This window comes from Cupriavidus necator A5-1, assembly GCF_000744095.1.
Taxonomy (GTDB): Bacteria; Pseudomonadota; Gammaproteobacteria; order Burkholderiales; family Burkholderiaceae; genus Cupriavidus; species Cupriavidus necator_A.
This window is the reverse complement of record NZ_JQLI01000001.1, coordinates 2,385,633-2,409,716: the sequence shown is the minus strand read 5'-3', so window position 1 is coordinate 2,409,716 and position 24,084 is coordinate 2,385,633. Positions and strand designations below refer to the sequence as shown.

At 69.1% G+C, this 24,084-nt stretch carries 24 protein-coding genes and 2 pseudogenes; 18 read left to right on the top strand and 8 right to left on the bottom strand.

What is annotated here, in order from left to right:
* Positions 1-13: 13 nt before the first annotated feature.
* From K307_RS10640 to K307_RS10620, 5 genes are all read left to right on the top strand, one after another.
* Complete coding sequence (locus tag K307_RS10640) at positions 14-1,006, top strand: tripartite tricarboxylate transporter substrate binding protein (RefSeq protein WP_042878075.1); 993 nt, start codon at positions 14-16, stop codon at positions 1,004-1,006.
* Positions 1,007-1,037: 31 nt separating this feature from the next.
* Entirely contained in the window at positions 1,038-3,140 is a 2,103-nt protein-coding gene (locus K307_RS10635) for an acetate--CoA ligase family protein (RefSeq protein WP_042878073.1), read from the top strand.
* Between the two features lie 106 nt (positions 3,141-3,246).
* Positions 3,247-3,531: a hypothetical protein gene (locus K307_RS10630; RefSeq protein WP_042878070.1), complete on the top strand. Its 285-nt coding sequence runs from the start codon at positions 3,247-3,249 to the stop codon at positions 3,529-3,531.
* A 295-nt stretch (positions 3,532-3,826) separates the two neighbouring features.
* Complete coding sequence (locus K307_RS10625) at positions 3,827-4,735, top strand: 2-hydroxy-3-oxopropionate reductase (protein WP_042878068.1); 909 nt, start codon at positions 3,827-3,829, stop codon at positions 4,733-4,735.
* 59 nt (positions 4,736-4,794) lie between these two features.
* Positions 4,795-5,664 (top strand): DMT family transporter, encoded by an 870-nt coding sequence (locus K307_RS10620; protein ID WP_042878066.1) that lies wholly within the window; start codon positions 4,795-4,797, stop codon positions 5,662-5,664.
* 1 nt (position 5,665) lies between these two features.
* Here the strand turns inward: K307_RS10620 and K307_RS10615 are convergent, their stop codons facing one another.
* Together K307_RS10615 and K307_RS10610 are read right to left on the bottom strand one after the other, a co-directional pair.
* Positions 5,666-6,232, bottom strand: a complete 567-nt coding sequence (locus K307_RS10615) for a flavin reductase family protein (protein ID WP_080744983.1) — start codon at positions 6,230-6,232, stop codon at positions 5,666-5,668.
* A complete protein-coding gene (locus tag K307_RS10610) occupies positions 6,229-7,419 on the bottom strand; it encodes an acyl-CoA dehydrogenase family protein (RefSeq protein ID WP_042878064.1) in 1,191 nt (396 codons plus the stop codon). Before K307_RS10610 ends, K307_RS10615 begins: the two co-directional genes overlap by 4 nt.
* Positions 7,420-7,575: 156 nt before the next feature.
* On the opposite strand from K307_RS10610, the gene K307_RS10605 reads away from it, so the two are divergent.
* Positions 7,576-8,580 carry an AraC family transcriptional regulator gene (locus tag K307_RS10605; protein ID WP_042878061.1) on the top strand — a complete coding sequence of 335 codons (1,005 nt, stop codon included), beginning with the start codon at positions 7,576-7,578 and terminating at the stop codon, positions 8,578-8,580.
* Positions 8,581-8,682: 102 nt separating this feature from the next.
* On the opposite strand, the gene K307_RS10600 is transcribed toward K307_RS10605, so the two are convergent.
* Complete coding sequence (locus K307_RS10600) at positions 8,683-8,826, bottom strand: entericidin A/B family lipoprotein (RefSeq protein ID WP_042881786.1); 144 nt, start codon at positions 8,824-8,826, stop codon at positions 8,683-8,685.
* A gap of 300 nt (positions 8,827-9,126) precedes the next feature.
* On the opposite strand from K307_RS10600, the gene K307_RS10595 reads away from it, so the two are divergent.
* The 3 genes from K307_RS10595 to K307_RS10585 all read left to right on the top strand — a co-directional run bounded on the left by K307_RS10595 (position 9,127) and on the right by K307_RS10585 (position 12,401).
* Positions 9,127-9,324: a hypothetical protein gene (locus K307_RS10595; RefSeq protein WP_042878059.1), complete on the top strand. Its 198-nt coding sequence runs from the start codon at positions 9,127-9,129 to the stop codon at positions 9,322-9,324.
* A gap of 147 nt (positions 9,325-9,471) precedes the next feature.
* Positions 9,472-9,810, top strand: a complete 339-nt coding sequence (locus K307_RS10590; RefSeq protein ID WP_063771674.1) for a hypothetical protein — start codon at positions 9,472-9,474, stop codon at positions 9,808-9,810.
* Positions 9,811-10,133: 323 nt separating this feature from the next.
* A complete protein-coding gene (locus tag K307_RS10585) occupies positions 10,134-12,401 on the top strand; it encodes a VTT domain-containing protein (RefSeq protein WP_042878057.1) in 2,268 nt (755 codons plus the stop codon).
* On the opposite strand, the gene K307_RS10580 is transcribed toward K307_RS10585, so the two are convergent.
* A complete protein-coding gene (locus tag K307_RS10580; RefSeq protein ID WP_042878054.1) occupies positions 12,402-12,884 on the bottom strand; it encodes a DUF1579 domain-containing protein in 483 nt (160 codons plus the stop codon). It abuts the gene before it with no gap.
* Between the two features lie 212 nt (positions 12,885-13,096).
* Positions 13,097-13,462, bottom strand: a complete 366-nt coding sequence (locus tag K307_RS10575; protein ID WP_042878052.1) for a DUF2880 domain-containing protein — start codon at positions 13,460-13,462, stop codon at positions 13,097-13,099.
* A 228-nt stretch (positions 13,463-13,690) separates the two neighbouring features.
* On the opposite strand from K307_RS10575, the gene K307_RS10570 reads away from it, so the two are divergent.
* The 3 genes from K307_RS10570 to K307_RS10560 all read left to right on the top strand — a co-directional run bounded on the left by K307_RS10570 (position 13,691) and on the right by K307_RS10560 (position 15,590).
* On the top strand, positions 13,691-14,182 hold the full coding sequence (locus tag K307_RS10570; protein ID WP_042878051.1) for a flavodoxin family protein: 492 nt from the start codon (positions 13,691-13,693) through the stop codon (positions 14,180-14,182).
* Positions 14,183-14,282: 100 nt separating this feature from the next.
* A complete protein-coding gene (locus K307_RS10565) occupies positions 14,283-14,555 on the top strand; it encodes a hypothetical protein (RefSeq protein WP_042878050.1) in 273 nt (90 codons plus the stop codon).
* A gap of 174 nt (positions 14,556-14,729) precedes the next feature.
* Complete coding sequence (locus K307_RS10560; RefSeq protein WP_051975042.1) at positions 14,730-15,590, top strand: SDR family NAD(P)-dependent oxidoreductase; 861 nt, start codon at positions 14,730-14,732, stop codon at positions 15,588-15,590.
* Positions 15,591-15,670: 80 nt separating this feature from the next.
* Here K307_RS10560 and K307_RS10555 read toward each other — a convergent pair whose 3' ends face one another.
* Together K307_RS10555 and K307_RS10550 are read right to left on the bottom strand one after the other, a co-directional pair.
* Positions 15,671-16,759 carry a BON domain-containing protein gene (locus K307_RS10555; RefSeq protein WP_042878048.1) on the bottom strand — a complete coding sequence of 363 codons (1,089 nt, stop codon included), beginning with the start codon at positions 16,757-16,759 and terminating at the stop codon, positions 15,671-15,673.
* A gap of 262 nt (positions 16,760-17,021) precedes the next feature.
* The gene (locus K307_RS10550) at positions 17,022-17,234 is read right to left on the bottom strand and encodes a transposase (RefSeq protein ID WP_042878047.1); all 213 of its coding nucleotides are present in this window, start codon (positions 17,232-17,234) and stop codon (positions 17,022-17,024) included.
* Positions 17,235-17,680: 446 nt separating this feature from the next.
* Here K307_RS10550 and flhC point away from each other — a divergent pair.
* The 5 genes and pseudogenes from flhC to K307_RS10530 all read left to right on the top strand — a co-directional run bounded on the left by flhC (position 17,681) and on the right by K307_RS10530 (position 22,344).
* Positions 17,681-18,206: pseudogene (gene flhC, locus K307_RS10545) on the top strand (flagellar transcriptional regulator FlhC).
* A gap of 132 nt (positions 18,207-18,338) precedes the next feature.
* Positions 18,339-18,767, top strand: coding sequence for a hypothetical protein (locus K307_RS10540; protein ID WP_042878046.1), 429 nt, complete (start codon positions 18,339-18,341; stop codon positions 18,765-18,767).
* Positions 18,768-18,784: 17 nt separating this feature from the next.
* A pseudogene (locus K307_RS50330) lies at positions 18,785-18,929 on the top strand (helix-turn-helix domain-containing protein); the annotation flags it as partial.
* Positions 18,930-19,271: 342 nt separating this feature from the next.
* Positions 19,272-21,107 (top strand): DUF4153 domain-containing protein, encoded by a 1,836-nt coding sequence (locus K307_RS10535; RefSeq protein ID WP_051974809.1) that lies wholly within the window; start codon positions 19,272-19,274, stop codon positions 21,105-21,107.
* A gap of 358 nt (positions 21,108-21,465) precedes the next feature.
* Entirely contained in the window at positions 21,466-22,344 is an 879-nt protein-coding gene (locus tag K307_RS10530; protein WP_042878044.1) for a lipid A biosynthesis lauroyl acyltransferase, read from the top strand.
* Between the two features lie 8 nt (positions 22,345-22,352).
* On the opposite strand, the gene K307_RS10525 is transcribed toward K307_RS10530, so the two are convergent.
* Positions 22,353-23,192, bottom strand: coding sequence for an IclR family transcriptional regulator (locus K307_RS10525; RefSeq protein WP_042878042.1), 840 nt, complete (start codon positions 23,190-23,192; stop codon positions 22,353-22,355).
* A gap of 111 nt (positions 23,193-23,303) precedes the next feature.
* On the opposite strand from K307_RS10525, the gene K307_RS10520 reads away from it, so the two are divergent.
* Entirely contained in the window at positions 23,304-24,074 is a 771-nt protein-coding gene (locus K307_RS10520; protein ID WP_042878040.1) for an enoyl-CoA hydratase/isomerase family protein, read from the top strand.
* Positions 24,075-24,084 lie beyond the last annotated feature (10 nt).

The window sequence follows — 24,084 nt, the reverse complement described above, 5'->3', positions numbered from 1 at the left end:
ACCGGAGACTCCGTTGGCACCGAATCCATCCCGGCGGCACGCGCTCGCCTTGCTTTCTTGCCTGGCCCTGTCCGCCCTGTCCGTTCCTGCCCCCGCGGCATATGCACAGGCGTGGCCCAGCAAACCCATCCGCCTGGTGGTGCCCTACCCGCCCGGCGGCCCGACCGACATCGTCGCCCGCGTGGTCGGGCAGAAGCTGTCCGACAAGCTCGGCCAGCCGCTAGTGGTGGAGAACCGCCCCGGCGCCGGCGGCAATATCGGCGCCGAGGCCGTGGCCAAGGCCGCGCCCGACGGCTACACGCTGCTGGTGGCGACCACCGCCCATGCCATCAACATGACGCTGTTCAGCAAGCCCGGCTACGACACGCGCAAGGACTTCGCGCCGGTCAGCCTGCTGACGCGCGGCCCGCTGGTACTGGTGACGGCCCCCGCCACGCCAGCCACCAACGTGGCCGAGCTGATCGCTCTGGCCAAAGCGAAGCCTGGTCAGGTGACCTTCGCCAGTTCCGGCAACGGCCAGTCCACCCATCTCGCGGCCGAGCTGTTCAACAGCATGGCCGGCATCCGCATGACGCACGTGCCGTACAAGGGCAGCGCGCCCGCGCTGACCGACGTGATGGGCAGCCAGGCCACGGTGATGTTCGACACCATGCTGTCGGCCATGCCTTTCGTGCGCGACGGCAAGCTCAAGGCGCTGGCGGTCACCGGCGCCGCGCGCTCGCCGGCCGCACCGGACACGCCCACGGTCGCGCAGGCCGGGCTGCCCGGCTACGAGGCCAGCGCCTGGAATGCGCTGCTGGCGCCGGCCGGCACGCCGCCGGCGGTGCTCGGCACGCTCAGCACCGCGCTCAAGGCGGTGCTGGACGATCCCGACGTGAGAGCGCGCTTCGCCACGCAGGGCTTTGCCGCCGAATGGACGGCGCCGCCCGCGACCGCCCAGTTCCTCGGCCACGAAATCGACAAGTGGGCCAGGGTCGTCAAAGCCTCCGGCGCGACCATCGACTGACCCTTCACGCTCAACCGCAACCTCCCCCGTCATGACTGCCACGCTCCAGCCCCTGCTCGCTCCCCGCTCCATCGCCGTGATCGGCGCCTCCGACAACATCCACAAGATCGGTGGCCGGCCCATCCACTACATGAAGACGCACGGCTACGCCGGCACGCTCTACCCGGTCAATCCGCAGCGCGACACCCTCCAGGGCCTGCGCGCCTATCCCACGCTGGATGCACTGCCGGAAGTGCCCGAACTGGCCATCATCATCGTCGCCGGCGATGCCGCGGTGCAGGCCGTGCACGACTGCGCACGGCTGGGCGTGGCGGCGGCCATCGTGATCGCCTCGGGCTTCGGCGAGGCCGGCGCGGAAGGCCAGCGCCAGCAGGACGAGATGGTGCGCGCCGCGCGCGCCAGCGGCCTGCGGCTGGTCGGGCCCAACAGCCAGGGGCTGGCCAACTTTGGCAGCGGCGCGATCGCCAGCTTCTCCACCATGTTTATCGAGGTGCCGCCGCAGGACGGGCCGGTGGCGGTGGTCAGCCAGAGCGGTGGTGTGGCGGCGATGGTGTATGGCCTGCTGCGCGCGCAGGGCCTTGGCGTGCGCCATGTGCATGCCACCGGCAACCAGGCCGATATCACCGTCAGCGAACTGGCGCTTGCGGTGGCGCACGACCCCGATGTGAAGCTGATCCTGCTGTATCTGGAAAGCCTGTCCGACCCGGAAGTGCTGGCCGAGGCCGCGCGCGTGGCGCGCGCGCGCAACGTGCCGGTGGTAGCGGTCAAGGCCGGACGCTCGCAGGACGGCCAGCGCGCCGCGGCCTCGCACACCGGCGCGATTGCCAACGAGGACCGCGCGGTCGATGCCTTCCTGGCGCGCCACGGCATCTGGCGCGTGGATGACGCGCACGCGCTGGCGCGCTGCGCGCCGCTCTACCTGCGCAACTGGCAGGCCAGCGGGCGCCGGCTGGTGGTGGTCAGCAATTCCGGCGCGAGTTGTGTGATGGCGGCCGATGCCGCGCAAACCTTCGGCCTGTCGCTGGCACCGTTGTCCGACGCGACCCAGGCCGCGCTGGCCGAGCGCCTTCCTGGCTTCGCCACCACCGCCAACCCGGTCGACGTCACCGCCGCGCTGCTGACCAACAGCGCGCTGTTCGGCGAGGTGTTGCCGGTCGTGGCGCAGGACCCCAGCGCCGACCTGTTCCTGCTCGATATCCCGGTGTCGGGCATGGGCTACGACGTGCCGCGCTTTGCCCGCGATGCCGCAGCCTTTGCCGACAGCGCCGGCAAGCCCATCGTCGTGGCGGTCTGGCAGCCGCCGGTGGCCGAGGCCTTCCGCCAGGCCGGCGTGCCGACCTACGCCAACGCAGCCGAGGCGCTGGCCGCGTTTGCGCAACTGGTGTCGCACCAGCAGCGGCTAACGCAGATCGCGGCCGAGGGCGAACCGCCCCTGCCTCCGGCGCCTGCCCCGCAGGCCAGCGCATCGCCGGGCGCGACGCTCAGCGAAGCCGCCAGCCTGGCGCGCTTGGTAGCGGCCGACATGCCGGTCGTGGAGCACTGCCTCTGCCAGGACGTCGATGCCGCGGTCGCCGCCTGGCGCCGCATCGGCGCGCCGGTGGCGGTCAAGGCCAGTTCGCCGCAGGTGCCGCACAAAAGCGAGCACGGCCTGGTCGCCCTGCACTGCAACGACCCTGAGGCCGTCGCCAGCGCCTTCACCGCCCAGACACGCACGCTGCAGGCCATGGGCGCCAGTTGCGAAGGAATCGTGGTCGCGCGCATGTCGCGCGGCCAGCGCGAATGCATGATCGGCGCGCACTGGGACCCGGTGTTCGGCGCGGTGCTGGTGATCGGCGACGGGGGCAAGTACGTGGAAGTGCTGCGCGATACCGCCGTGCTGCTGGCCCCATGCAGGGAAACCGATGTGGAACGCGCATTGTCCGGCCTGCGCATCGCCCCGCTGCTCCGCGGCGTGCGCAACGAGTCCGCGGTGGATATCGGGGCGCTGTGCCGGCTGGCGGTACAGGTTGGCGACCTGATCCACAAAGCCGGCGGCGCGATCCGCGCGATCGACCTGAACCCGGTGATGGCTGGGCCCGAGGGCGTTGTGGTGGTGGATGCGCTGATTGAAGTGGCGAATAAAGCACCAAAATAGGCATAGGCGGGGCATCTTCCACCACCAAAACCGGACTTTTCTTGCATCCGAGCAGATACTGTATATATTTACAGTACCTGTATGGATACACAGTAGGAGGCCGGCGGTGGAACACCTCATCCGTGTGCAAAACGACTATGACCGCCAGGTGCTGGCCTGGCTGCGCGGGCGCATCGGCGATGCCGCCCTGCAGACCGCGGCGCTGCGGCTGGGCGGCCAGCGCAAGCCGTACCTGTCCACGATCTGCCGCAGCCTGGGCATCCGTCCGCCCACCCGCAAGCAGTTCGCTGCAGAGGCCGCGCGCATGCACCGCACCGTGGGCGACACCTACCTCGCCCGCATCCGCGAGATCCTCGGTCAGCGGCCCGCCGAAGGCGCATCGGGCCGGTAAGTAGTTGCCGCTCATCGGCCAGGCAAGTCCTCTGGCCCGCGTGGCCGCCGTTTCATGAAGCCCCGTTACCGTCACCCGGCGACAGGGCTTTTCCTATTGATCCCTCGCCAAGGCTAGCGGATGTCGGCACGCCGGCAACAGCTCGACGAAGCCGCCGCACAGGTTGCCTCGGCCCGCGCCGAGAATGTACCTGCCGCCCCGGGACCGCTGTCTGCGCTAGCGTGCGACTGACTATCATCAGTTATGCCCCGCCGCACCCCGCGGCAGCCCACAGGTAACCACCGAGGACACGAACATGAGCAAGATCGGCTTTATCGGGCTTGGCGTGATGGGCAAGCCCATGGCGCAGCACATTGTCGACGGCGGGCATACCGTGTTCGCCTACAAGCGCAGCGGCGTGCCGCAGGACCTGCTGGATGCGGGCGTGAAGGCCTGCGCCAACGCCGAGGAGGTGGCGCGGCAGTCGGAAACCATCATCCTGATGCTGCCCGACACGCCTGACGTGGAGCAGGTGCTGTTCGGCAAGGAGGGCGTGGCCGACGGCCTTGCCGACACGCCCGGCGGCGTCACGGTGATCGACATGAGTTCGATCTCGCCGATCGCCACGCGCGAGTTCGCCCGCTGCATCGAAGTGCTTGGCGTCGACTACATCGATGCGCCGGTCTCCGGCGGCGAGGTCGGCGCCAAGGCCGGCACGCTGTCGATCATGGTGGGCGGCAAGCAGGAGGTGTTCGACCGGGTGCTGCCATTGTTGCAGCTGATGGGCAAGAACATCACGCGCGTGGGCGAAGCCGGCGCCGGCCAGGTAGCCAAGGTCGCCAACCAGATAATCGTGGCGCTGACCATCGAGGCCGTCAGCGAGGCGCTGGTGCTGGCCGCGCGCGCCGGCGCCGATCCGGCGCGCGTGCGCGAGGCGCTGATGGGCGGCTTTGCCAGCTCGCGCATCCTGGAAGTGCATGGCGAACGGATGATCAAGCGCACCTTCGACCCGGGCTTCCGCATCGCCCTGCACCAGAAGGACCTGGAGCTGGCGCTGTCCACCGCGCGCCAGCTCGGCGTGGGGCTGCCCAATACAGCGTCGTGCCAGCAGCTGTTCAATGTCTGCGACGGGCTGGGCGGCGCCGGATGGGACCACTCGGGGCTGGTCAGGGCGATCGAGCACTTGTCCTCGTTCGCCATCGGCGACACGCCGGCTGCGGACTGAAGCTGGTGCAGGACAACCGGATAGAGGTACCCACGCAGCCCCCAGCGATTTCGCCACGCATGCCGCGCGCCCGCACCGCCCTGCTGACGACGCTGGCGCTGCTGGCCTTTGCCGGCAATTCGCTGCTGTGCCGGCTCGCGCTCAAGGGCACCACCATCGACGCGGCCAGTTTCACGATCGCGCGCGTGGCGGCCGCCGCGTTGGTGCTGTGGGTCATCGTGATGGCGCGGCGGCAGCGCGAGCGCGCAAGCGGGCGCGATGGCTCGCTGGGCGGCAACTGGTTGTCCGCGCTGGCGCTGTTCTGCTATGCCGCGGCCTTTTCGTTTGCCTATCTGCGACTGAACGCGGGCGCCGGCGCGCTGCTGCTGTTCGCGTCGGTACAGGCCACCATGACCGGCTATGGCCTCTACGCCGGCGAGCCGCTGCGCGCGCACCAGTGGATCGGCCTGGCGCTGGCGCTGACCGGGCTGGTCTGGCTGTTGCTCCCCGGCCTGGCCACGCCGCCGCTGCACTCGTCGCTGCTGATGATCGCGGCGGGCATCGCGTGGGGCATCTATTCCCTGCACGGCAGGCGTGCCGCCGATCCGGTCTCGACTACCGCGGGCAATTTCGTGCGGGCCGTGCCGATGGCGCTGGCGCTGGGCGCGGTGATGCAGGCTGAGCGCTCGCTGGACGGCGCCGGACTCGGCTATGCGCTGTTGTCCGGCGCGATCACCTCGGGCCTTGGCTATGTGATCTGGTACGCAGTGGTGCCGCAGCTGCGCGCCGCCACTGCCGCGACCGTGCAGTTGAGCGTGCCGGTCATTACCGCAGTGGGCGGCATCGCGCTGCTGGACGAGGCGCTCACCTTCCGGCTGGCGCTGAGCGCAGCCGCCGTGCTCGGTGGCATTGCACTGGTAATCGCGGGCAAGCGGCGCGAACGCGCCTGAGCTACTGCGCATCGACGGCGGCAAACGCGCCGCCATGGAACACCAGCGGCGCGCCCGGCGCCGAGGCGTACGCCACCACCTCCACCACGAACACCATATGGTCGCCCACCGCGCGCACCGAGCGATGCGTGCAGATAAAGGTCGCCAGGGCGCCCGCGATCAGCACGGTGCCGCACGGCCCCGGGCGGCAGTCGACGCCGGCAAAGCGGTCGACGCCGCGCGCGGCAAAGCGGCGGCACAGCGCCTGCTGGCTGCCGGCCAGCACGTTGATCGCATGGCATGGCGCCGCGCGCAGCGCGGGCAGGCTGGCGGATGCGCGCGCCAGGCACCACAGCAGCAACGGCGGCGCCAGCGACACGGAGGTGAACGCATTGATCGTGACGCCGACGGGCTGGCCGTCTGCGTCAGCGGCGGTCACCACCGTGACGCCGGTGGCGAACTGGCCCAGCGCAGCGCGCAGCGCGCGCCGGGCCGCTTCGTCGTGGCCGATGCCACAGGCCGCGTCGTCATAGCCGCTGTCGTTGCAGGCCTCGGTGGCAAACGGCAGCGGCGCGAGCGCGGGCATCATTGCGCGGCTTGGTTTGCGAGTGACTGCACCTCGCCGGTCGGCGCATCGAGATCCAGGCCCAGGGCCATGCGGCCCGCATACTCCTGCTGGGCACTCGCCTGCAGTGGGTGGAAGCGCGCACCCTGCGCATCGCGGAAGCGCCGCTCCAGCCCGGCATCGCGATAGAAGCCCGCGCCGCCGGCCAGGTCCATCGCGGCTTCCACGCTGGCCAGCACCGCGCGCGCGGCCAGTGTGCGCCCGCACATGATGCGGTTGGTGGTGACCGCGCTGGGCGCCTGGCCCGAGGCTGCGTCGAACATCGCATTCAGCGCCATGCCCGCGGCCTCGGCTTCGTTGCAGAGACGGCCGGCCGCTTCCACGGCATGCGCATTCAGGCGCCGCTGCCGCGCAAGCTGCAGTGCGATATCGCGCGCGGCTTCGGCAATGCCGACGTAGACCGCATAGATCAGCGGCAGCGCGATCATCGCCACCGTATGCATCATCGGGTGCCACACGCCTTGCGGACGGCGCGCGGCGATGGCGGTGTCGGGCACCAGCACGCCTTCGAGCTGCACGTCGTGCGAGCCGGTGCCGCGCATGCCCAGCGTGTGCCAGTTCGACATGACCTGCACACCCGGCGTCTTCATCGGCAGCGCGAAATGCAGCACCGTGGGGCCGCTTTCCGGATCGTCATAGACCGCGCACGTCATGAACAGGTCCGCCACCGGCGCGCCGCTGGCGAAGATCTTGCGCCCGTCCACGCGATAGCCGCCGTCGACGCGTGTGGCCTTGCCGCTGCCTTGCAGCCAGTCCGAGCCGCCGCTGCCCAGCAGCACCATCTGCTCGCCCGCGACGCGCTTGAGCAGGCCTTCGACCGGCGCCTTCTGGTTGCGCCAGCGCCAGGCCGCCGTGGCCACCGGATGGGTATGCATGGCAAAGGCCAGTGCGGTCGAGCCGCAGTACTTGCCCAGCTCGCGCAGCACGGCGCCGAGTTCGCGGTGCGAGAGCCCGCCTCCGCCCAGTTCCTGCGGCACGGCGGCGGCAAAGAAGCGGTGCGCGCGCAGGTCGTCGTAGTTGGCGCTGACGAACTGCCCGCTGGCGTCGATCTCGGGCGCGCGAGCGTCGAAGGTACGGCCCAGTGCCGCGGCAAGGGCGAGCCAGTCGGCCTGCGCACCTGCGCTGGCATCGGGGGCGGATAGTGTTTCCATGGTGTTGTCTCCTGCTGGTCTGATACGTGCCCCCGTCCAGTTGTCTACGTTGTCCGACAGGTAGCACGGTGCTAGTATCGGAGCCCGGTCCCCTGGCCCGTATGATCGGGCGTCCGGCTTTCTTGCGCGAAACACCGGATCTGGAGGAATGTGACCATGGATGCCCTGTCCGACCTCTTGCGCGCCGTGCAGTTGAGCGGCGCCGTCTTCCTCAACGGCGAGTTCAAGTCGCCGTGGTGCCTGGTCTCTGAAGCAGACGCTGAATTGCGCAGCGCCTTCCTGCCCGGCACCGACCGCGTCGTCTCCTATCACCTGATTACCGAGGGCGTCTGCTGGGCCCGCCTGGTCGATGGCAGCGGCCCCGACCTGCGCGTGGAAACCGGCGAGCTGCTGGTGGTGCCGCAGGGCGAACCGCACGTGCTGGGCAGCGACCTGCGCCTGCAGGCGATACCGTCCGCGCCGCTGGTGTCCGACATGCTGCGCAACAGCCCCGGCGAAGTCATGCGCGTGTCGTACGGCGGCGGCGGCGAAACCACGCGCATGGTGTGCGGCTTTCTCGGGTTCGACGACACCATGGGCAATCCGCTGCTGACATCGTTGCCGCGGCTGTTCAAGGTGGGGTTGGGCAGCGGCCTGGAATCGGCGTGGCTGGCATCGGCACTGGCGTTTGCCACATCGGAAGCGGCGGAGCCGCGCGCCGGCACCGCAACGGTGCTGGCCAAGCTGTCGGAACTGCTCTTCGTGCAGGCGGTGCGGCGCTGCATCGACACGCTGCCCGACAATGAAAGCGGCTGGCTGGCGGCGCTGCGCGACCGCTACGTGGGCCGTGCGCTGTCGCGCATGCATGCGCGCCCGGCCTACCCGTGGACAGTGGATGAACTGGCGGGCAACGTGGGCCTGTCGCGTTCGGCGCTGGCGCAGCGCTTTACCGACCTGCTGGGGCAGCCGCCGATGCAGTACCTGGCGCACTGGCGGCTGCGCACCGCGGCAGCGGAACTGCGCAGCGGCAACCGCTCCATCGGCGAGATCGCGGGCGCGGTCGGCTACGACTCCGAGGCCGCGTTCAGTCGCGCCTTCAAGCGCGAATTCGGGCTGCCGCCGGCAAGCTGGCGCAGGAGCCGTGCCGACGAGATGCGCGCCACGGTCACGGCCGTGATCTGAATCCCTTCGATCCGATCTGGCGCAATACGAATAAAGGGGCGGCCCGCGCCAGTGGCGCGGGCCGCACTGCGTGATACGGAAGGATGCGGGCGTGGCAGCGAATTACATCTTCTGCTTGGTGTTTTCCGCCGCACCCTGGACCTTCTCGCCGCCGCGTTCGATATCCTTGCCTGCGCCCGCCATGGTGTTGCAACCAGTGACCAGCAGCATGCCAGCGAGGGCAAACAGTGCGTATAGCTTTCTCATGTCGATCTCCTTGCTTCGTGTGGATGCGGCTTGCGCCGCCAGGATGGAAATGATCGGATAGCATGACCGGGCAAGCCGCTTGCCCAACCGGCAATTGGATCGTAGCAACGCACAGCGGTCCGAAAAGTCGGCTTTCGTCCTACCGCGATGTCAGCCGAAGGCGCGACATGCCGGCCTGCTGCTGCGTTGGCTGAGATCAACGCAGCGCGCATTGTCTCTGTGAAAGCCTCGGGTCCACACCGGGTACTGGAAACAGCGGATCACCACTATCCTGAATCAAGAACCCCACCGAGACCCCTCATGCCCCTGTTCCTCAGGTATCGCCCGCTGGACATCTATCCCGACCCGATAGAAGCTACGGTTGCCGAGCTGCACGAACTGGCCGCTGATGTCCAGGCCAGGCAGGCGCGCAAGTGGCAAAGGCACGGCACGATGCTGGCGGCGCAAGACCGCACAGATGGGAGATTTCCTGCCGGCGACCCCGAAACGCGGCATTAGCCTACGGACATTTCGGGTCCACGCCGAAATGTGAACAAGTGTCATATCGGGTTGGCAAAGACATGACCCCTGCGAAAGAATGGGCTCCCGCATGCGGCGCAGCCCGTCAGGGCACCCGCCGCTGCACCATCTTCCTGACGCAGCGACATGAATCGAACCACCCGGGATTGCGTGCTGGCGTTGATTTCCACCCTGCGAGCCAAGGGGCCCATGCCCCGACACCAGCTTGCCGCCGCCAGCCGCCTGAGTGCCGCGGAACTGACCCGCGCATTGAAATCGGCCCGCCAGCTGGGCGTCGTGGCCTACGCCGGCGAGCCGGAACCGCCGGCACAGGCCAACACCCCGCTCGTGCTGACCGGCCGGCCGTTGCCGCCGCCGCGCCGGGTCACGCCGCCCGCACGCGAAAACACGCCGCACTTCCAGCCACTGCTCGACGCCTGGGGCATCGCGCGCCCGCGTGCACTGCCGCGTGGCCATGCCTCGTAACGCCAGTCGCGCCCGGCGCCCGCGCAGAACGTTTGCTGCCCGTCATCTGACACGCGCGCGCCCGGCGGCATCCTTCGGCAGAGTCTGCCCGCGCCCCGCGCCGGCGTGCCGTTCTTACAAAGGCCGGTAAAGCGCACACGCGCAGGGCGAGCGCCGGCCACGCTCCCACGCGCAGAGGGCAAGCGGGTTTCCCCTCCGGCCCTGCACCCTCTCCGCGTCTGCAGGTGCACCAGACGCCCCCTTCCCACCCCCTTCCCATACACTGCCGCTTCCGGTACGGAACTTGCGCGACGCTTCAGGCTGAACATCCCTGAGGGTGCGACATGAGGCAACAGAACCCGCCCGGCACCACGGCGCGCGTTGCGGCGCCGGACACACCGCATGAAGTCCAGGAACCGGCCAGCTTTACGCTGCAGCCGGGACGCAATTGCTGGCGCGTCGAGCCATGCCGGCGCTTTGCCATGCTGGTCGATGGCGACGCATACTTCCGCGCGGTGCGCGAGGCGCTGCCACTGGCCGAGCACACCATCTTCATCCTGGGCTGGGACATCGACAGCCGCATGGAACTGGTGCCGCAGGGCGCCGACGACGGCCTGCCCGCCGGCCTGCGCGACTTCCTGTGCGCGCTGGCGGACCGGCGCCCCAACCTGCGCATCTATATCCTGAGCTGGGACTACGCCATGGTGATGGCGCTCGAGCGCGAGTGGCTGCCCTCGGCCAGCGCCCACTGGCAGGCGCACCGGCACTTGTCGTTCCGGCTCGACGGCAACCATCCCCCGGGCGCCTCGCACCACCAGAAGGTGGTAGTGCTCGACAACAAGGCGGCCTTTGTCGGCGGCCTGGACCTGACGCTGCGCCGCTGGGACGACAACCAGCACGCCCCCAAGGCGCCGCTGCGCATGGCCGAAGGCAAGCCCTATCCGCCGTTCCATGACGTGCAGTGCGTGCTCGACGGCGACGCCGCTGCGGCGCTGGGCGAGCTGGCCGCGGGCCGCTGGCTGCGCGCCACCGGCAAGCGAGCGCGCCCGCCTGCGCCGACCTCCTCGGACCCGTGGCCGCAGTCGGTGGCGCCAGAGCTGACCGACGTGCGTGTCGGCATCGCGCGAACCATGCCCAACTGCGAAGACGAGCCCGGCGTCAGCGAAATCCGCATGCTGCTGCGCGACGCCATTGCCTCGGCCCGCAACAGCATCTACATGGAGAACCAGTACTTCAGCTCCGGCGAGATCGCCGAGGCGCTGGGGGCGAAGCTGGGGCGCGAGGATGGCCCGGACATCGTGCTGGTGTCGCGCCGCAACGAGAGTGGCTGGCTCGAGGCGCACAGCATGGGCGTGCTGCGCGCGCGCCTGTACCGCCGGCTGCATGCAGCCGATACCTTTGAGCGCTTCCGCCTGTTCTGCCCGTCGATCCCCGGGCTGATGCCGGATTGCGTCAACGTGCACAGCAAGGTGACGGTGATCGATGACGACTTCCTCACCATCGGCTCGTCCAACCTCAGCAACCGATCGCTCGGACTGGACACCGAATGCAACGTGGTGGTGACTTCGGGTGGCGACGAACGCGTGCGCACGGCCATTGCCGCGATGCGCGCGCGGCTGCTCGGCGAACACCTGGGTGTAGCGCCCGAGGCGTTCCAGGCTGAGGTCGCGTCCACGCGCAGGCTACTCGCGGCGATCCGCTCGCTGCAGCGGCACGAAGACCGAACGCTGGAAGACTATGCGCCGCCGCTGCCGGACGACCTCGACGCCGCCTCGCCGGCGGACCACCTGCTGGACCCGATCGAGCCGATCGACAGCGAGCAGGTGCTGGCGGAATTCGTCAGCCACGAGGCCCGCCCGCGCGTGGTGGGCCGGGTGGGCGTCATGGTGGCGCTGGCGCTGGTACTGGCCGGCCTGGCGTTTGCCTGGCGCCACACGCCGCTGCGCGAATGGGCCGACTTCCGCGCCCTGCTCGCGGTGGTCGAGCGGCTAGACGACATGCCAATGGCGCCGCTTGCGATGATGGGCGTCTACCTGGCGGGCGCCGTGACCATGCTGCCCGTGACGGTGCTGATCCTTGTGACCGTGGTCGTATTCGGACCGGTCTATGGTGCGCCGCTGGCATTGTGCGGCACGATGGTAAGCACCTGCGCCGGCTACCTGGCGGGCCGTGTGCTGGGGCGCAATACGGTGCGCCGTTTTGGCGGCAGACGGCTGAACCGCGTCAGCCACCAGCTCGGCAGGCACGGCATCCTGGCGATGGTGGTGCTGCGACTGGTGCCGCTGGCGCCGTTCTCGCTGGTCAACCTGGTGGTGGGCGCCTCGCGCATCAGCCTGCGCGACAGCCTGGTCGGGACCGCGCTCGGCATGCTGCCGTTCATCCTGATCTCGGCCGCGCTGGTTGATCGCGTTGCGGCCGCGGCACGCCAACCAGGGCTGCTTACCTTTGGCCTGCTGGCGCTGGTGCTGCTACTGCCGGCGTCCCTGCTGCTGCTGTTGCGCCGCCGGCGCCGGCGCCATGCCGAAGGGCGCGGCGTGCCCCCGCACGACGCTGCGCACGGGCCCGGCGGGCGGCTGGCACGCCTCGCTCGCATGGCGGGCGGACGCACATAGCTAGCGCCCGCGGCGGTAGCTGGCCGTCATGATCTCGGTCCACTCGCCGTTCTCGCCCTGCATGTAGGACGTCAGCAAGCGCTGGTCGTCGCCCTTGAAGGTAATCACATCGCGGTAATGCGCCATGCGCCCGTTGCCGGAGCAATCAGGGCCCTCGGCGCGCAAGGTCAGCTGCTCGCCACTGGCATCGAGTTCGCCCTCATAGACCCACAGGTGGGTCATCATCGAGCCGATGAACGTGCCCACGAAGTGCTTGCGCGCGGGATCGAAGCCCAGCGTCATCACCGTGGTGGCCGGCCCGCAGCCGGGCATGTCGCCCTGCGCCACGCACTGCACCCACACGTCGCCGACGCTGCTGACGCGCTCGGGTATTTCCCACTTCTGCGTCGGCTGGTCCGGCCCCATCGACGCCTCGCCTTCGGCGATCCAGTCGCCCACCAGGCGTTGCAGCCAGCGGTGTTCCTTCTGCGCTTCGGTCTTCATTCGCGGTCTCCCTGGCATGGCAGCCACAAGCGGCACCGGCACGATGCGGGGCCTCTGGACTCCTTTTGTGGTTGCTGTACACATATCCTAGCAAAGGAGATGGACAGCGTCCACATTTGATTGCAATGGGCCGGGCGGTGGCCGGAGCAGGATCGCCAGCTGAGGAGATAAAGCGAGGAGACAGGCCGCGCGGGTGGCAGCGGCTGGAGGAATTACTGCGGCAGCCGGACCTTGGGCACCACGAACTTGTTGCCGGGCGCGCGCAGCACGTCGCATTGCACCTTGGCCTTGCGCACGGCGCCATCCTGCGCAAGGTATTCGACATCGCCCACTACGCTGTAGGCGTCTTCCGCCACCTTGCGGGTCTTGCCGCTGACCCATTTGAAGCTGCCTGGGTTGGGCAGCGCCGCCTTGACGGCCTTCATGCAGGCGACCGGCGCTTCCGGGGCCTCGTCCTTGCCGCGCGGCTTGGGCGCGTTGTCCTGCCCCGCGGCCAGCGCCGCCGATGCGCACGCGGCCGACAACATCAGCACGAGCGTGGCGGACAGGGAACAGGGCGAAAGCGGCAAAACCTGCATCTTGGACTCCTGGGGGCGGCAGTGACTAGCGCGACATTCTAACGCCGCCGCCAAACCCTTTCAGGCCGCGCCGCCGCAACAAAAGTTTCCTCGCCGCCACTGCGAGGCACCTCAACGTCGCAGGCGTGAAGCGATGCAGCAGCGGCGCGCCGCCCTTGCCGCGGCGGGAATCGCGCCGGGCCCGCGTGATACAGTCCTCAGCGTACGGCACACCGCAAACCGGCAAGCATGAAGACGCTGCTGATCGTTTACCACACAATGACCGGAGGCACCCGGCAGATGGCGGAGGCCGCCGCCGATGCGGCCCGCACGCAGACTGGGGTGACGGTCGTGCTAAAGCGCGCAAGCGAAGCCGGCCCCGACGATGTCCTCGCCGCCGACGGCTACCTGTTCGCCACGCCGGAAAACCTGGCCGCGATGGCCGGGATGATGAAGGACTTCTTCGACCGCTGCTACTACGCGGCGCTCGACCGCATCAATGGCCGACCGTACGCCACGATGATCTGTGCCGGCAGCGACGGGCAGAACGCGTTGCGGCAGATCGAACGCATCGCCACGGGGTGGCGGCTCAATTGCGTGGCGCCTGGACTGATCGTTTGCACGCATGCGCAGACGCCGGAGCGGATCCTGGCGCCCAAGCAGATCGGGGCGGAGGACCTTGCACGGTGTGCGGAACTCGGGGAGGGGTTGGCGGCCGGGTTGGGGCTCGGGGTGTTTTGACGAGCCGGGCGTTGGTGGCGCGCTATTCCCCGCAACAGGGCTACACTGCCGGAAACAGGACTTGCACGGCAAATATCGGCGCCCCCGATCGGCATCCACCATGGAAGACCCCGAAATCATCGCCTCAGAAGCCCGCCGCGACCCGCTTGCCGGCACCGCGCGCGGCCCCATGCGGCTGGTCGATGCGCTGACCCAGACCGCGCTGGTAGTGGCAACCGCCACACTCGCGTGGGTGCTTTGGCGCCGCACCGACGCCTTTACCTGGCTCGGCTCGCTGGAGCCGGCGGCCACCGCCGCGCTGGCGTTGCTGACCACGCTGGTGGCGCTGCTGGGGGCGTGGATGGGCGTGCGCACCTGGCGGCGCGTGGGCTGACGCGTCGCTAAACCTTACAACGCTGCGGTAAAAGGGGCCTGCGCCGTCTCCGGCGCGGGCCGATGCCGCACGACGTCCGTCGCCGCCTTACCTGGCTTCACCGGCCGCACGCCTGGAATGGACCTTGCAGTAGCCGATATACAGATCCTCTGTATGGAGTCCATCGTGTCTGACATTCCCGACACCTCCCTTCCCCCGGACCATCCGGACGCCCCCGCGCCGCGAACCGGCCTGCTTGCCGTCGTCACTGGCGCGTCGTCGGGGATCGGCTATGAACTGGCGCGCAATTGCGTACGGCACGGATATGACCTGGTGATCGCCGCCGACGAGCCGCAGATCGAGATCGCCGCCGCGCAGCTGCGCGACGAAGGCGCGGAAGTGTTGGCGTTGCTGGCGGACCTGTCCACGCCCGAAGGCGTCGACAAGGTGTTGGCCGCTCTGGAAGAGCGTCGCGTGGACGAGCTGTGTGCCAATGCTGGCCGCGGCCTGGGCCATGCCTTCCTCGACCAAGACTTCGCGGATATCCAACATGTGGTGGAAACCAACGTGACCGGCACGCTGCACCTGCTGCACCGCGTTGGCCAGCGCATGCACGAGGCGGGCGGTGGCCGCATCCTGATCACCGGTTCAATCGCCGGCTTTATGCCAGGGACATACCAGGCGGTCTACAACGCCCCCAAAGCCTTCCTGGATTCGTTCTCGTATGCGCTGAGGCATGAGCTGCATGGCAGCGGCGTGACGGTGACATGCCTGATGCCGGGGGCGACGGAGACAGAATTCTTCGAGCGCGCCGACATGCTCGACACCAAGCTCGCGCAAAGCAAGAAGGACGACCCTGCCGAGGTGGCGCGGATCGGCTTTGACGCGATGATGCGCGGTGAAGGCGAAGTGATTACCGGATGGCAGAACAAGCTGCGTGCCGCCATCGCGATGGTGACGCCGGCGGACGTGCTGGCCGAGCGGCACCGCCGCATGGCCGAGCCGCGCACCGAAGAGCCGGACGCAGAAGCGGACCAGCAACCGCCGGCCCGCTGAGGGGATGTTTCCCCGCGCGCTGGCAAATTACGCCGCGACACGGGCGAGGCTGCGCCAGCCGGCGCAGCCCCTGCCGCGACTCAAATGCGGGTGGTCCCGCCGGTACTGTCACGACCCTTGCCAAGCCCGCCGCTGCCCGTTTCCATGCCCGCGCCATAGCTGCTGGCGGTGGATCCCGTGGCGCTACCTGAGCTGCTGACGCCGCTGACACGGCCCGGGGTGGAGACACCGGACTGGGTGCCGGTGGTGCCTTGCACGCCTTGTTGCGAGACTTGCATGCGTTGTTGCGTGCCTTGCGTGCCCTGCGCGCCTTCCGTAATCCCAGACACGCCGAACGCTCCGGGCGAGCCCAGCCTGAGGGCATTGTGGATCTCGCGCACGCCGAACACGTCGTCGGCGATTTCCTCGATACAGTACTTCTCGCGGCGGTCCTGCACGTTGCCGGTCAGGCGCACCACGCCACTCTGCACCTCGACTTCCACGTCCCGCACATCGACATGGCGTGCATGCGCCAGCCGTTCGCAGATTTCTTCGCGGATGCGCTCGTCGCTGCGTTGATAGCCCTTCGGGCCGATCCGGTCGCGGCCGCGCCGCATGGCGCCAAAGCCCTGTTCGCGCGCGCCGGGCGCATCCTTGCCGGGCTCACCGGCACGGCGGCCAGCCGAACCGGGGCGCTCGTACATGCCGGTGCGGCTGTCGCCCCATTCGTCGCGGACGCTGCCACCGCCGCTCCATTGCCTGCCTTGGGCACCTTGCCCGCCGGCCTGGCTTCCGCGCCAGGTGTCATCGTCTTCCCATGGCGCGCGGCGGCCGGCCTGCTGCCAGTCTTCGCGCCGTTCCTGGCGCCAGTCCTGGCCGCCGGCGCTCTCGCGGCTGCCGTAATAGCCCCGTTCGCGCACGTCGCTTTCATGCCGCTGGCGGCCTTCATAACGGCCTTCGCCATAATCACTGGCCGGGCCGCCGCGCTGGCCGTAGCGTCCTTCACCGTAGCCGCGCGAATCATCGCTGCGCCCCTGGCCTTGCCACTGTCCTTGCCGCTGACCCTGGCCCTGCCATTGACCCTGACCTCGGCCCTGCCCTTGCCCGCCGCGCTCGCTGCGGCGGGTATCGTCATCGTCGCGGTCCTCGCGCCACCAGGAGCCGCCGCCTTCATTACGGAATGGATGCATCGCTGTCTCCGCTGATTGGAACCGCGGCGCCGCCATCGCGGCTATGCCACGCCAGTAGCCGAGGGCGCAAGTTCCGTACCACTGAAATGGCACGGCCGTCGGCAGCGCCTGTCATGCACGGACAAAACAACGGCGGGCGCCATGGGTAAAAAGCGCCCGCCGTTGTAAAGGCATCCTTTGCCGTCCGCAAAGGGGTGGGAAATGCGGCAGCCGGCATGCCCAGGCCGGCGTTCCCGGTGTTGTGTCGCGGTGTTATGTCGCTTCAGGCAGCCAGGGACTGCGCAAAGCCCCGCGGGGTATCGCAGCCGCCATGTTCTTCCTGCACGATCAGCGCGACGCCGCGCCGCTTGGCCGCGGCCGTGCCGATATTGACGGCGACGTCCCGGTCTTCGCAATGGACCAGGCCCTTGCGTGCACTTTCGACCGTAAGTTCCCAGCCTAGGGGCGTCTGCCTGATGAGGAAGTTCGCAGCCATGGGTTACTCCATAGTCGTTGGTGTATTTGCAGCGTAGCGCATGGGCCTACAGGTGAAATCGGGGTCTGTCCGATACCGTGTGGGCGGTCCTCCTACACGAATCCGCGAAAGCCACATCCGCAATACACACCGCACGGAGATTAATACGCCGGGGATGCGACTGTTGATGCATATCATGGCAATCACCACATCGGTTAATAGAATGCATCGCTCAACGAGAAACGCGGGCGCAGCCCCGCGAATTCGACGAAGCGGGCCACGCAACATGGCGCGGCGGGTCATGATTATTGGAGACACGCCCGGGGATATTCCGGCTGCGCGATTTTCCGATCACTCGCAGCAGGAACACGATGGACGCACGCAATACCGCGCAGATGGCACAACGCACCGAGCAACGAAATAACGAAAGAAGTCGCGCGGAACGAAGCGAGACCAGAAGCGGAAGCATGCTGCACGAGATGGAACAGACCCGGGTGGCGATCGAGATGATCGGCCTCGGCGCCCGCCTGCAGGTGCTGGAATCGGAGGTCGCGCTGCCGCGCGCACGGCTGATCCGACTGTATAAGGAACTGTGCGGGGTTTCGCCGCCCAAGGGCATGCTGCCGTTCTCGACCGACTGGTTTCGCGGCCTGGCGCCCCAACGCCCATGCTTCGATGCTGCTCAATGCCTACCGCTTCATCGCCGGCAACGGCAGCCTGGAGGGCATCCGCGCGATGCTGGCCGGCTACCGCATGTACCGCGAACAGGTCAGCGTGACCGGCGAGGCCGCCCAGCTCAGCTTTACCCGCGCCTGGACGCTGGTCCGCTTCTACGAGCGCGGCATGCTGAAGCCGGCGCGCTGCACTTGCTGCGGGGGCAGATACGTCGCCCACGCCCACGATCTGCGCCGCCGCTTTGTCTGCGGGCTGTGCATGCCGCCGGCGCGTGTCGGCAGGGGCCGCAAGGCCGCACCTTCAGCTGCCACCGGCTGAGGCGCCATTGGAACTGTCTCCTGCCGCACAGTCCCGCCGGACGCGGGCTTTCATGATGAGTGCGTCAGCCACTACAGCCATCCGCCGCGCCGCCATCCGGCAGGGCGGCCGGCTCGCTCCCGGGAGCCCGCCATGTTCAGGATCAACATGCTTTCCAGAATACTGGGCGCCGCGACGCCCCTGCCGGACCACCCTGCCGACCAGGCGCCGGCCGTCCAGCCGGCGGAACCGGCCATCGCCGCCGTGCATGCCGCGAATGCCACGCCCACCGCGCCCGCCGCGCCATCTGCACCGTCCGGTACGCCTGAACAATTCGCGCGCAACCTCAAGACGCAGGGCGACGCCATGATCCAGTACGGTGCCCGGCTGCTGGTCATGCGGGAACTGCTGTTCGCGATGTCGGCCGGCTTGCCGCCCGCGGCTCGCGCCAGTGTGGAGCGGCGCTTCCGCCAGCGCGTCGACCAGCTGCTGGCGCTGACCGACGACCGCGCCCTGCCTGGCGAATTCCACGATACCCTGCTGGCGGAAATCAACTATTACCTTGGCGAGCTGAAAACCTGAGCGCATAGGCGGGGCGCCTGTCCGAGCGGCTGTCGGCGCGAGGCTTTGCCGCCAACGAATTCGTGCTGTGCATGAGTCGGGAGGAGATCGGCAGCAACCCGGGACTCAAGCTCGCAACCATCAGCCGGCTGTTCTCGCGCCTGGCCGAGGCCGGCGTGATCGAGGTCCATCACCGGCGCATCCGGCTGCTGCAGCCCGACGCCCTGCGCAGCATCCACCGCCGTTCACGTCCAGCGCTGGTGCGCACGGGCCACAGCGCCGTTGCGGCAGCCCGGCCAGCGCCGCCCATCCTTGAAACGCTCCCCACGCTGGCCCCGCTCTGGGGACGTGGCACGGGAAGCGCCGTCGCGCCTGCGGCAGCCCGTTCAGCGCCGGTCGCCAGCCCGGCTGCCGGCACCGCGCAGGGCGCGATGATCCTCGCATGCACGGAAATCCGGGACAGGGAAACCAGCCGCTATCATTGCACAGCGTTTCCGGTCCAGAACCACATAAAAAAGGAAATCCATGCGCACCATCCCAGGGTCGACTCACCATCAACATCCCGATACAGGACAGCCCGGCCGCTCCGGCCTCGGCATCCGCATTGCGATCGGCATCGTGCAAGGCCTGCTGCTCTATGGCTTGTATCGCGAAGCCGCCGCCCATTCCGACTTCGCCCGCAACAGCCTGGTATTCGTGCCTCTGCTGCTGTCGGCACTGCTGGTGCCACCGCTGGCCGTCGTCGGCATCACGCAGTTGCCGGGGCGCCGGCTGCTGCTGTGGGGCGCGGCGCTGGCCGCCGTGGTGGCGGTGCTGGGCTACCACGACGCCTGGCGCCAGCTGGATCCGGCCGCTCTGGCCGCAAGGCAGTCGGGCGTCCTGACCAGCTATCCGTCCATGCGGGCCGTGCAGGCGGCATCGGCCATTCTGTTTATCGGCTTTGCGCTGATCCTTGCCGGCGAAACCGCGCGCCGGGCCTTTGCCCCCTACCCGGCCTACTTCCGGCTGAGCTGGAAGCTCGGCCTGCAGCTGCACCTGGCGGGGCTGTTCGCCGCGGTGCTGTACCTGGTGCTGTGGGCGGGCGCCGCGCTGTTCATGCTGCTGAAGCTCGATTTCCTGCAGCTGCTGCTGCGCGACGCGTGGTTCAACATCCCCGTGGTGGCCATGGCGTTCGCGGCCGGCCTGCACCTGACCGACGTGCGCGACGACTTTATCCGCGGCGTGCGCACGCTGGTGCTGACGCTGCTGTCCTGGATCCTGCCGGTGCTGGTGCTGATCGTGGCCGGCTTCCTGCTGACGCTGGCGTTCCGCGGCCTGGCGCCGCTGTGGGCAACCCGGCACGCCGGCATGCTGCTGCTGGCGGTGATCGCGCTGCAGGTGGTGCTGGTCAACGCCGTGTTCAAGAGCGGGCAGGAAGACGAGGCCCTGCCGCGCGCCCTGCTGTGGTCGGCCCGCGCCGCCTGCCTGACACTGTTGCCGCTGGCGGCCATCGCCGCATATGCGCTGGCGCTGCGCATCGGCCAGTACGGCCTGTCGGAGCGGCGCGTGCTGATGGCCGCGTGCCTGGCCGTGGCGCTGTGCTATGCCATCGGCTATGCCTGGGCCGCGCTCGGGCGCGGCGCGCCGCTGCAGCGGATGGCGCCGGTCAATGTGCTGACCGCCTGGGTCATGCTGGTGGTGCTGGCCGCCCTGTTTACGCCGCTGGCCGATCCCGCGCGGCTGGCCGTCAACAGCCAGGTGGCGCGGCTGCTCGACGGGCGCGTGGCGCCCCAGCAGTTTGATTTCAGCTACCTGGGCCTGCGCGCCGGCAACTATGGCCTGCAGGCGCTGGCGCGGCTGCAGGCCGAGACCGCGTCGCCACAGGCCGCCGCCATCCGGGAACTGAGCGCACAGGCCGCGCAACAGCGCGGCCCGGACGGCGCGCGCGCGCCACAGCCGGCGCCCGATGCCGCCACAATCGCCGCCAACCTGGACCTGCGCACGCCCGGCCGCACAGTGCCGCCGTCATTCCTCGCCAACGACTGGCAGCAGGCCACGCCACGCTGGCGGCTGCCGGCCTGCCTGACCTCGCGCACCATGCGCTGCGACGCCTACGTACTGGCGCTGACCGCGCAGGACACCCCCAATGTCGTGCTCTTTCCCGGCACCAATGCCAACGGCTCGGTGTTCGGCCAGGACGCCGCGGGCGCATGGCGCCTGATCGCCACGGTCAATATCGGGCCGGACTGCACCGCCGTGCGCGAGGCGCTCGCCCATGGCACGTTCCGGCTGGCGCCGCCGGTGCTGCCGGATATCGAAATCGGCGGCCGCCGGCTGCAACTGGAAGACGCCCGGCACCGCGGCGTGGGCTGCAAGCTGTAGCGCCGGCAAGTGGAAGGCTGCGCACGCTGGCGGAGCACCAGCGAGGGGCGCGGGCGTGCTACAGTGCGCCCTTCAGGTAAAGCTTGCGCAGAGCCATATAGCGCACCTGGGCCGCCCCCGACAGCGCCCGCGCGCCGGTGCGGCCGCCATTGCGCACTGCCATGCTTTCTCAGCCCCGACGCGCACACCGTGCCGCGCCAGGCGCCGCCCCATCGCGGGCCGGGCGGCCGGCAATCGCTCTTCACCGCTTTCGCGCGCACGCCGCCCGCCACGAGTCCGTGGCGCCCAACCATTGCCGCGCAGCCGCCTGCCCGGGCCGACGCCCCGCCGCCGCTGCCACTGCCCCCACAGGATCTTCATGACTCAACGGCTCCAGGCCGCACTGACCATCGCACTCTTCAAGCTGCTTGCCGCGTTGCCCTATGGCGTGACCGCACGCATTGGAGACGGGATTGGGAAGCTGCTTTATCGCATTCCCAGCCGCCGCCGCCGCATCGTCCTCACCAACCTGAAGCTGTGCTTCCCGGACATGGACGAAGACACGCGCCAAAACCTGGCGCGCAATCACTTCGGCCACGTGCTGCGCAGCTACCTGGAGCGCGGCATCCAATGGTTTGGCAGCGCCGAGCGCCTGGGCAAGCTGGTCGAACTGGACACCCGCATCGACCTGGCCTCGTGCGCGGAGCAGCCCACCATCTTCATGGGCTTTCACTTCGTCGGGATCGAGGCCGGCTGCATGTTCTATTCGATGCGCTACCCGGTGGCCTCGCTGTACACCAAAATGTCCAGCCCGATGCTCGACGAGATCTCGCGCATGCAGCGCGGGCGTTTCGGCGCGGAGATGATCCCGCGCAGCGGCAGCGGCAAGCAGGTGGTGCGCACGCTGCGCGCCGGCTGCCCGGTGATGCTGGCGGCGGACATGGACTTCGGCGTCACGGATTCCGTGTTCGTGCCGTTCTTCGGCGTGCCGGCCTGCACGCTGACTTCGGCCTCGCGCCTGGCCAGCATGACCGGCGCGCGCGTGGTGCCCTTCACCACCGAGGTCCTGCCCGACTACCGCGGCTACCGGCTGCGCGTGTTCGAACCGCTCGAGGGCTTTCCGTCGGGCAGTGTGGAGGAGGATTCGCGCCGCATGAATGCCTTCCTGGAAACCCAGATCGCGACCATGCCGGAGCAGTATTACTGGGTCCACCGGCGCTTCAAGAACCGGCCCGCCGGCATGGCGCCGGTGTACTGACGCCGGGGCTAGCCAGCACCGGCTCGCTGCCACGCTGCCTGGATATCGTCCACCAGGCGCTCCAGCTTTGCCGCATAGCGGGCGTTGTCGCGCCCGCGTTCGCTTGCTGAATACGGGAAGCTGATATTGAGCCCGTACAGCTGCTGATCCGGACCCCAGAACGCTGCGCCCACCGCCAGCAAGTGCCCGGGCTGGTAGGCAGCGGTACAGAAGCCGCGCTGCTGCGACTGGGCAATCGCGCGCAGCACGCGCGTGCGCATGGCGGGCCAGGCCTCGCCCTGCCGCGCCGCGATGCCCGCCAGCATGTCCTCACGCACGCCCGGCGGCAATGCCCCCAGCCACGACAGCCCGATCGCCGTCAGCTCCATCGGCACGCGCGAGCCCGGCACCACGCGCCGCGTGCGCGAGACGCTGTCGCGGCTGTGGCGGATCGAGGCCAGGTACACCATCTCCAGCTGGTCGCCCACGGCCAGCCCCACGTTGACCTTGTCGGCCTCGGCCACCTTGCGCATCAGCGGCAGCGCGATATCCGCGGCGCCGTTGGCGTGGCGGAAGGCATCGGCCAGGCTCAGCACCACCGGCGCCAGCCGGTAGGCGCGCTCATTGACGTCGTAGCGCAGGAAGCCCGCGTCCACCAGCGAGCGCGTCAGCCGGCTGACGGTGGGACGCGGCAGGCCGGTGCGCGCCGCCAGCTCGGCATTGGTCAGGCTGGTGGTGCCGATACGGAAGGCGCGCAGCAGCAGCAGCCCCCGCTCCAGCGACTGGCTGCCCGCGGTGTCGCGGGTGAAACGCCCGGTCTGGTGGGTGAGCCGCCGCGTCGACGCCTGCTCCCGTGCTGTCTCAGCCATCTCCGCATAATTTCAGTAAGCGAAATTCGAGTATAGCGGCGAGGCGCCGCAGCGCGAATACTGTGTGCTCCACCGGCCCGCGCCGGACCCAATCACAGAGGAGCGCCCCGCATGTCATCCGATGCCGATATCCAGCTGACCCGAGACGGCCACGTAGCCCGCATCGTGCTGTCCCGTCCGCCGCACAACTTTGTCGATGCCGACCTGATGCGGCGCCTGGCCGACACCCTGCTGGCGCTGGACGACGACCCCGGCTGCCGCGCCATCGTGCTGGCTTCCGGAGTCAGCGCCTTCTGCGCCGGCGCGGATTTCAGCGGCGCCGGCCAGGGCGAGGTCGCCAACGACCCCGCCGGCTTCTACGTGCATGCGATGAAGCTCTACCACAACCGCAAGCCCATCGTCGCCGCGGTGGAAGGGGCTGCCATCGGCGCCGGGCTGGGGCTGGCACTGGTGGCCGATTTCCGCGTGACGTGCGCCGAGGCGCGCTACAGCGCCAACTTCAACCGGCTGGGCTTCCACCCCGGCTTCGGCCTCAGCGTGACGCTGCCGCGGCTGGTGGGCGAGCAGCAGGCCGCGCTGCTGTTCTACACCGGCCGCCGCATCACCGGCACCGATGCGGTGGCGATCGGCCTGGCCGACGAGCTGGTGGCCAAGGCCGACGTCAACGACCGCGCCATGGCGCTGGCGCAGGAGATCGCCACCTCCGCGCCGCTGGCCGTTGAAACCACGCGCGCCACGCTGCGCGAGGGGCTGGCCGACCGCATCGCCGAAGTCAACCAGCGCGAGCTGGCGATCCAGCGCGGTCAGTTCCGCAGCGAAGACTTCCGCGAAGGCGTGGCCGCGATGGCCGAACGCCGCACGCCGGTGTTCCACCGCCGCTAAGCCATGCAGC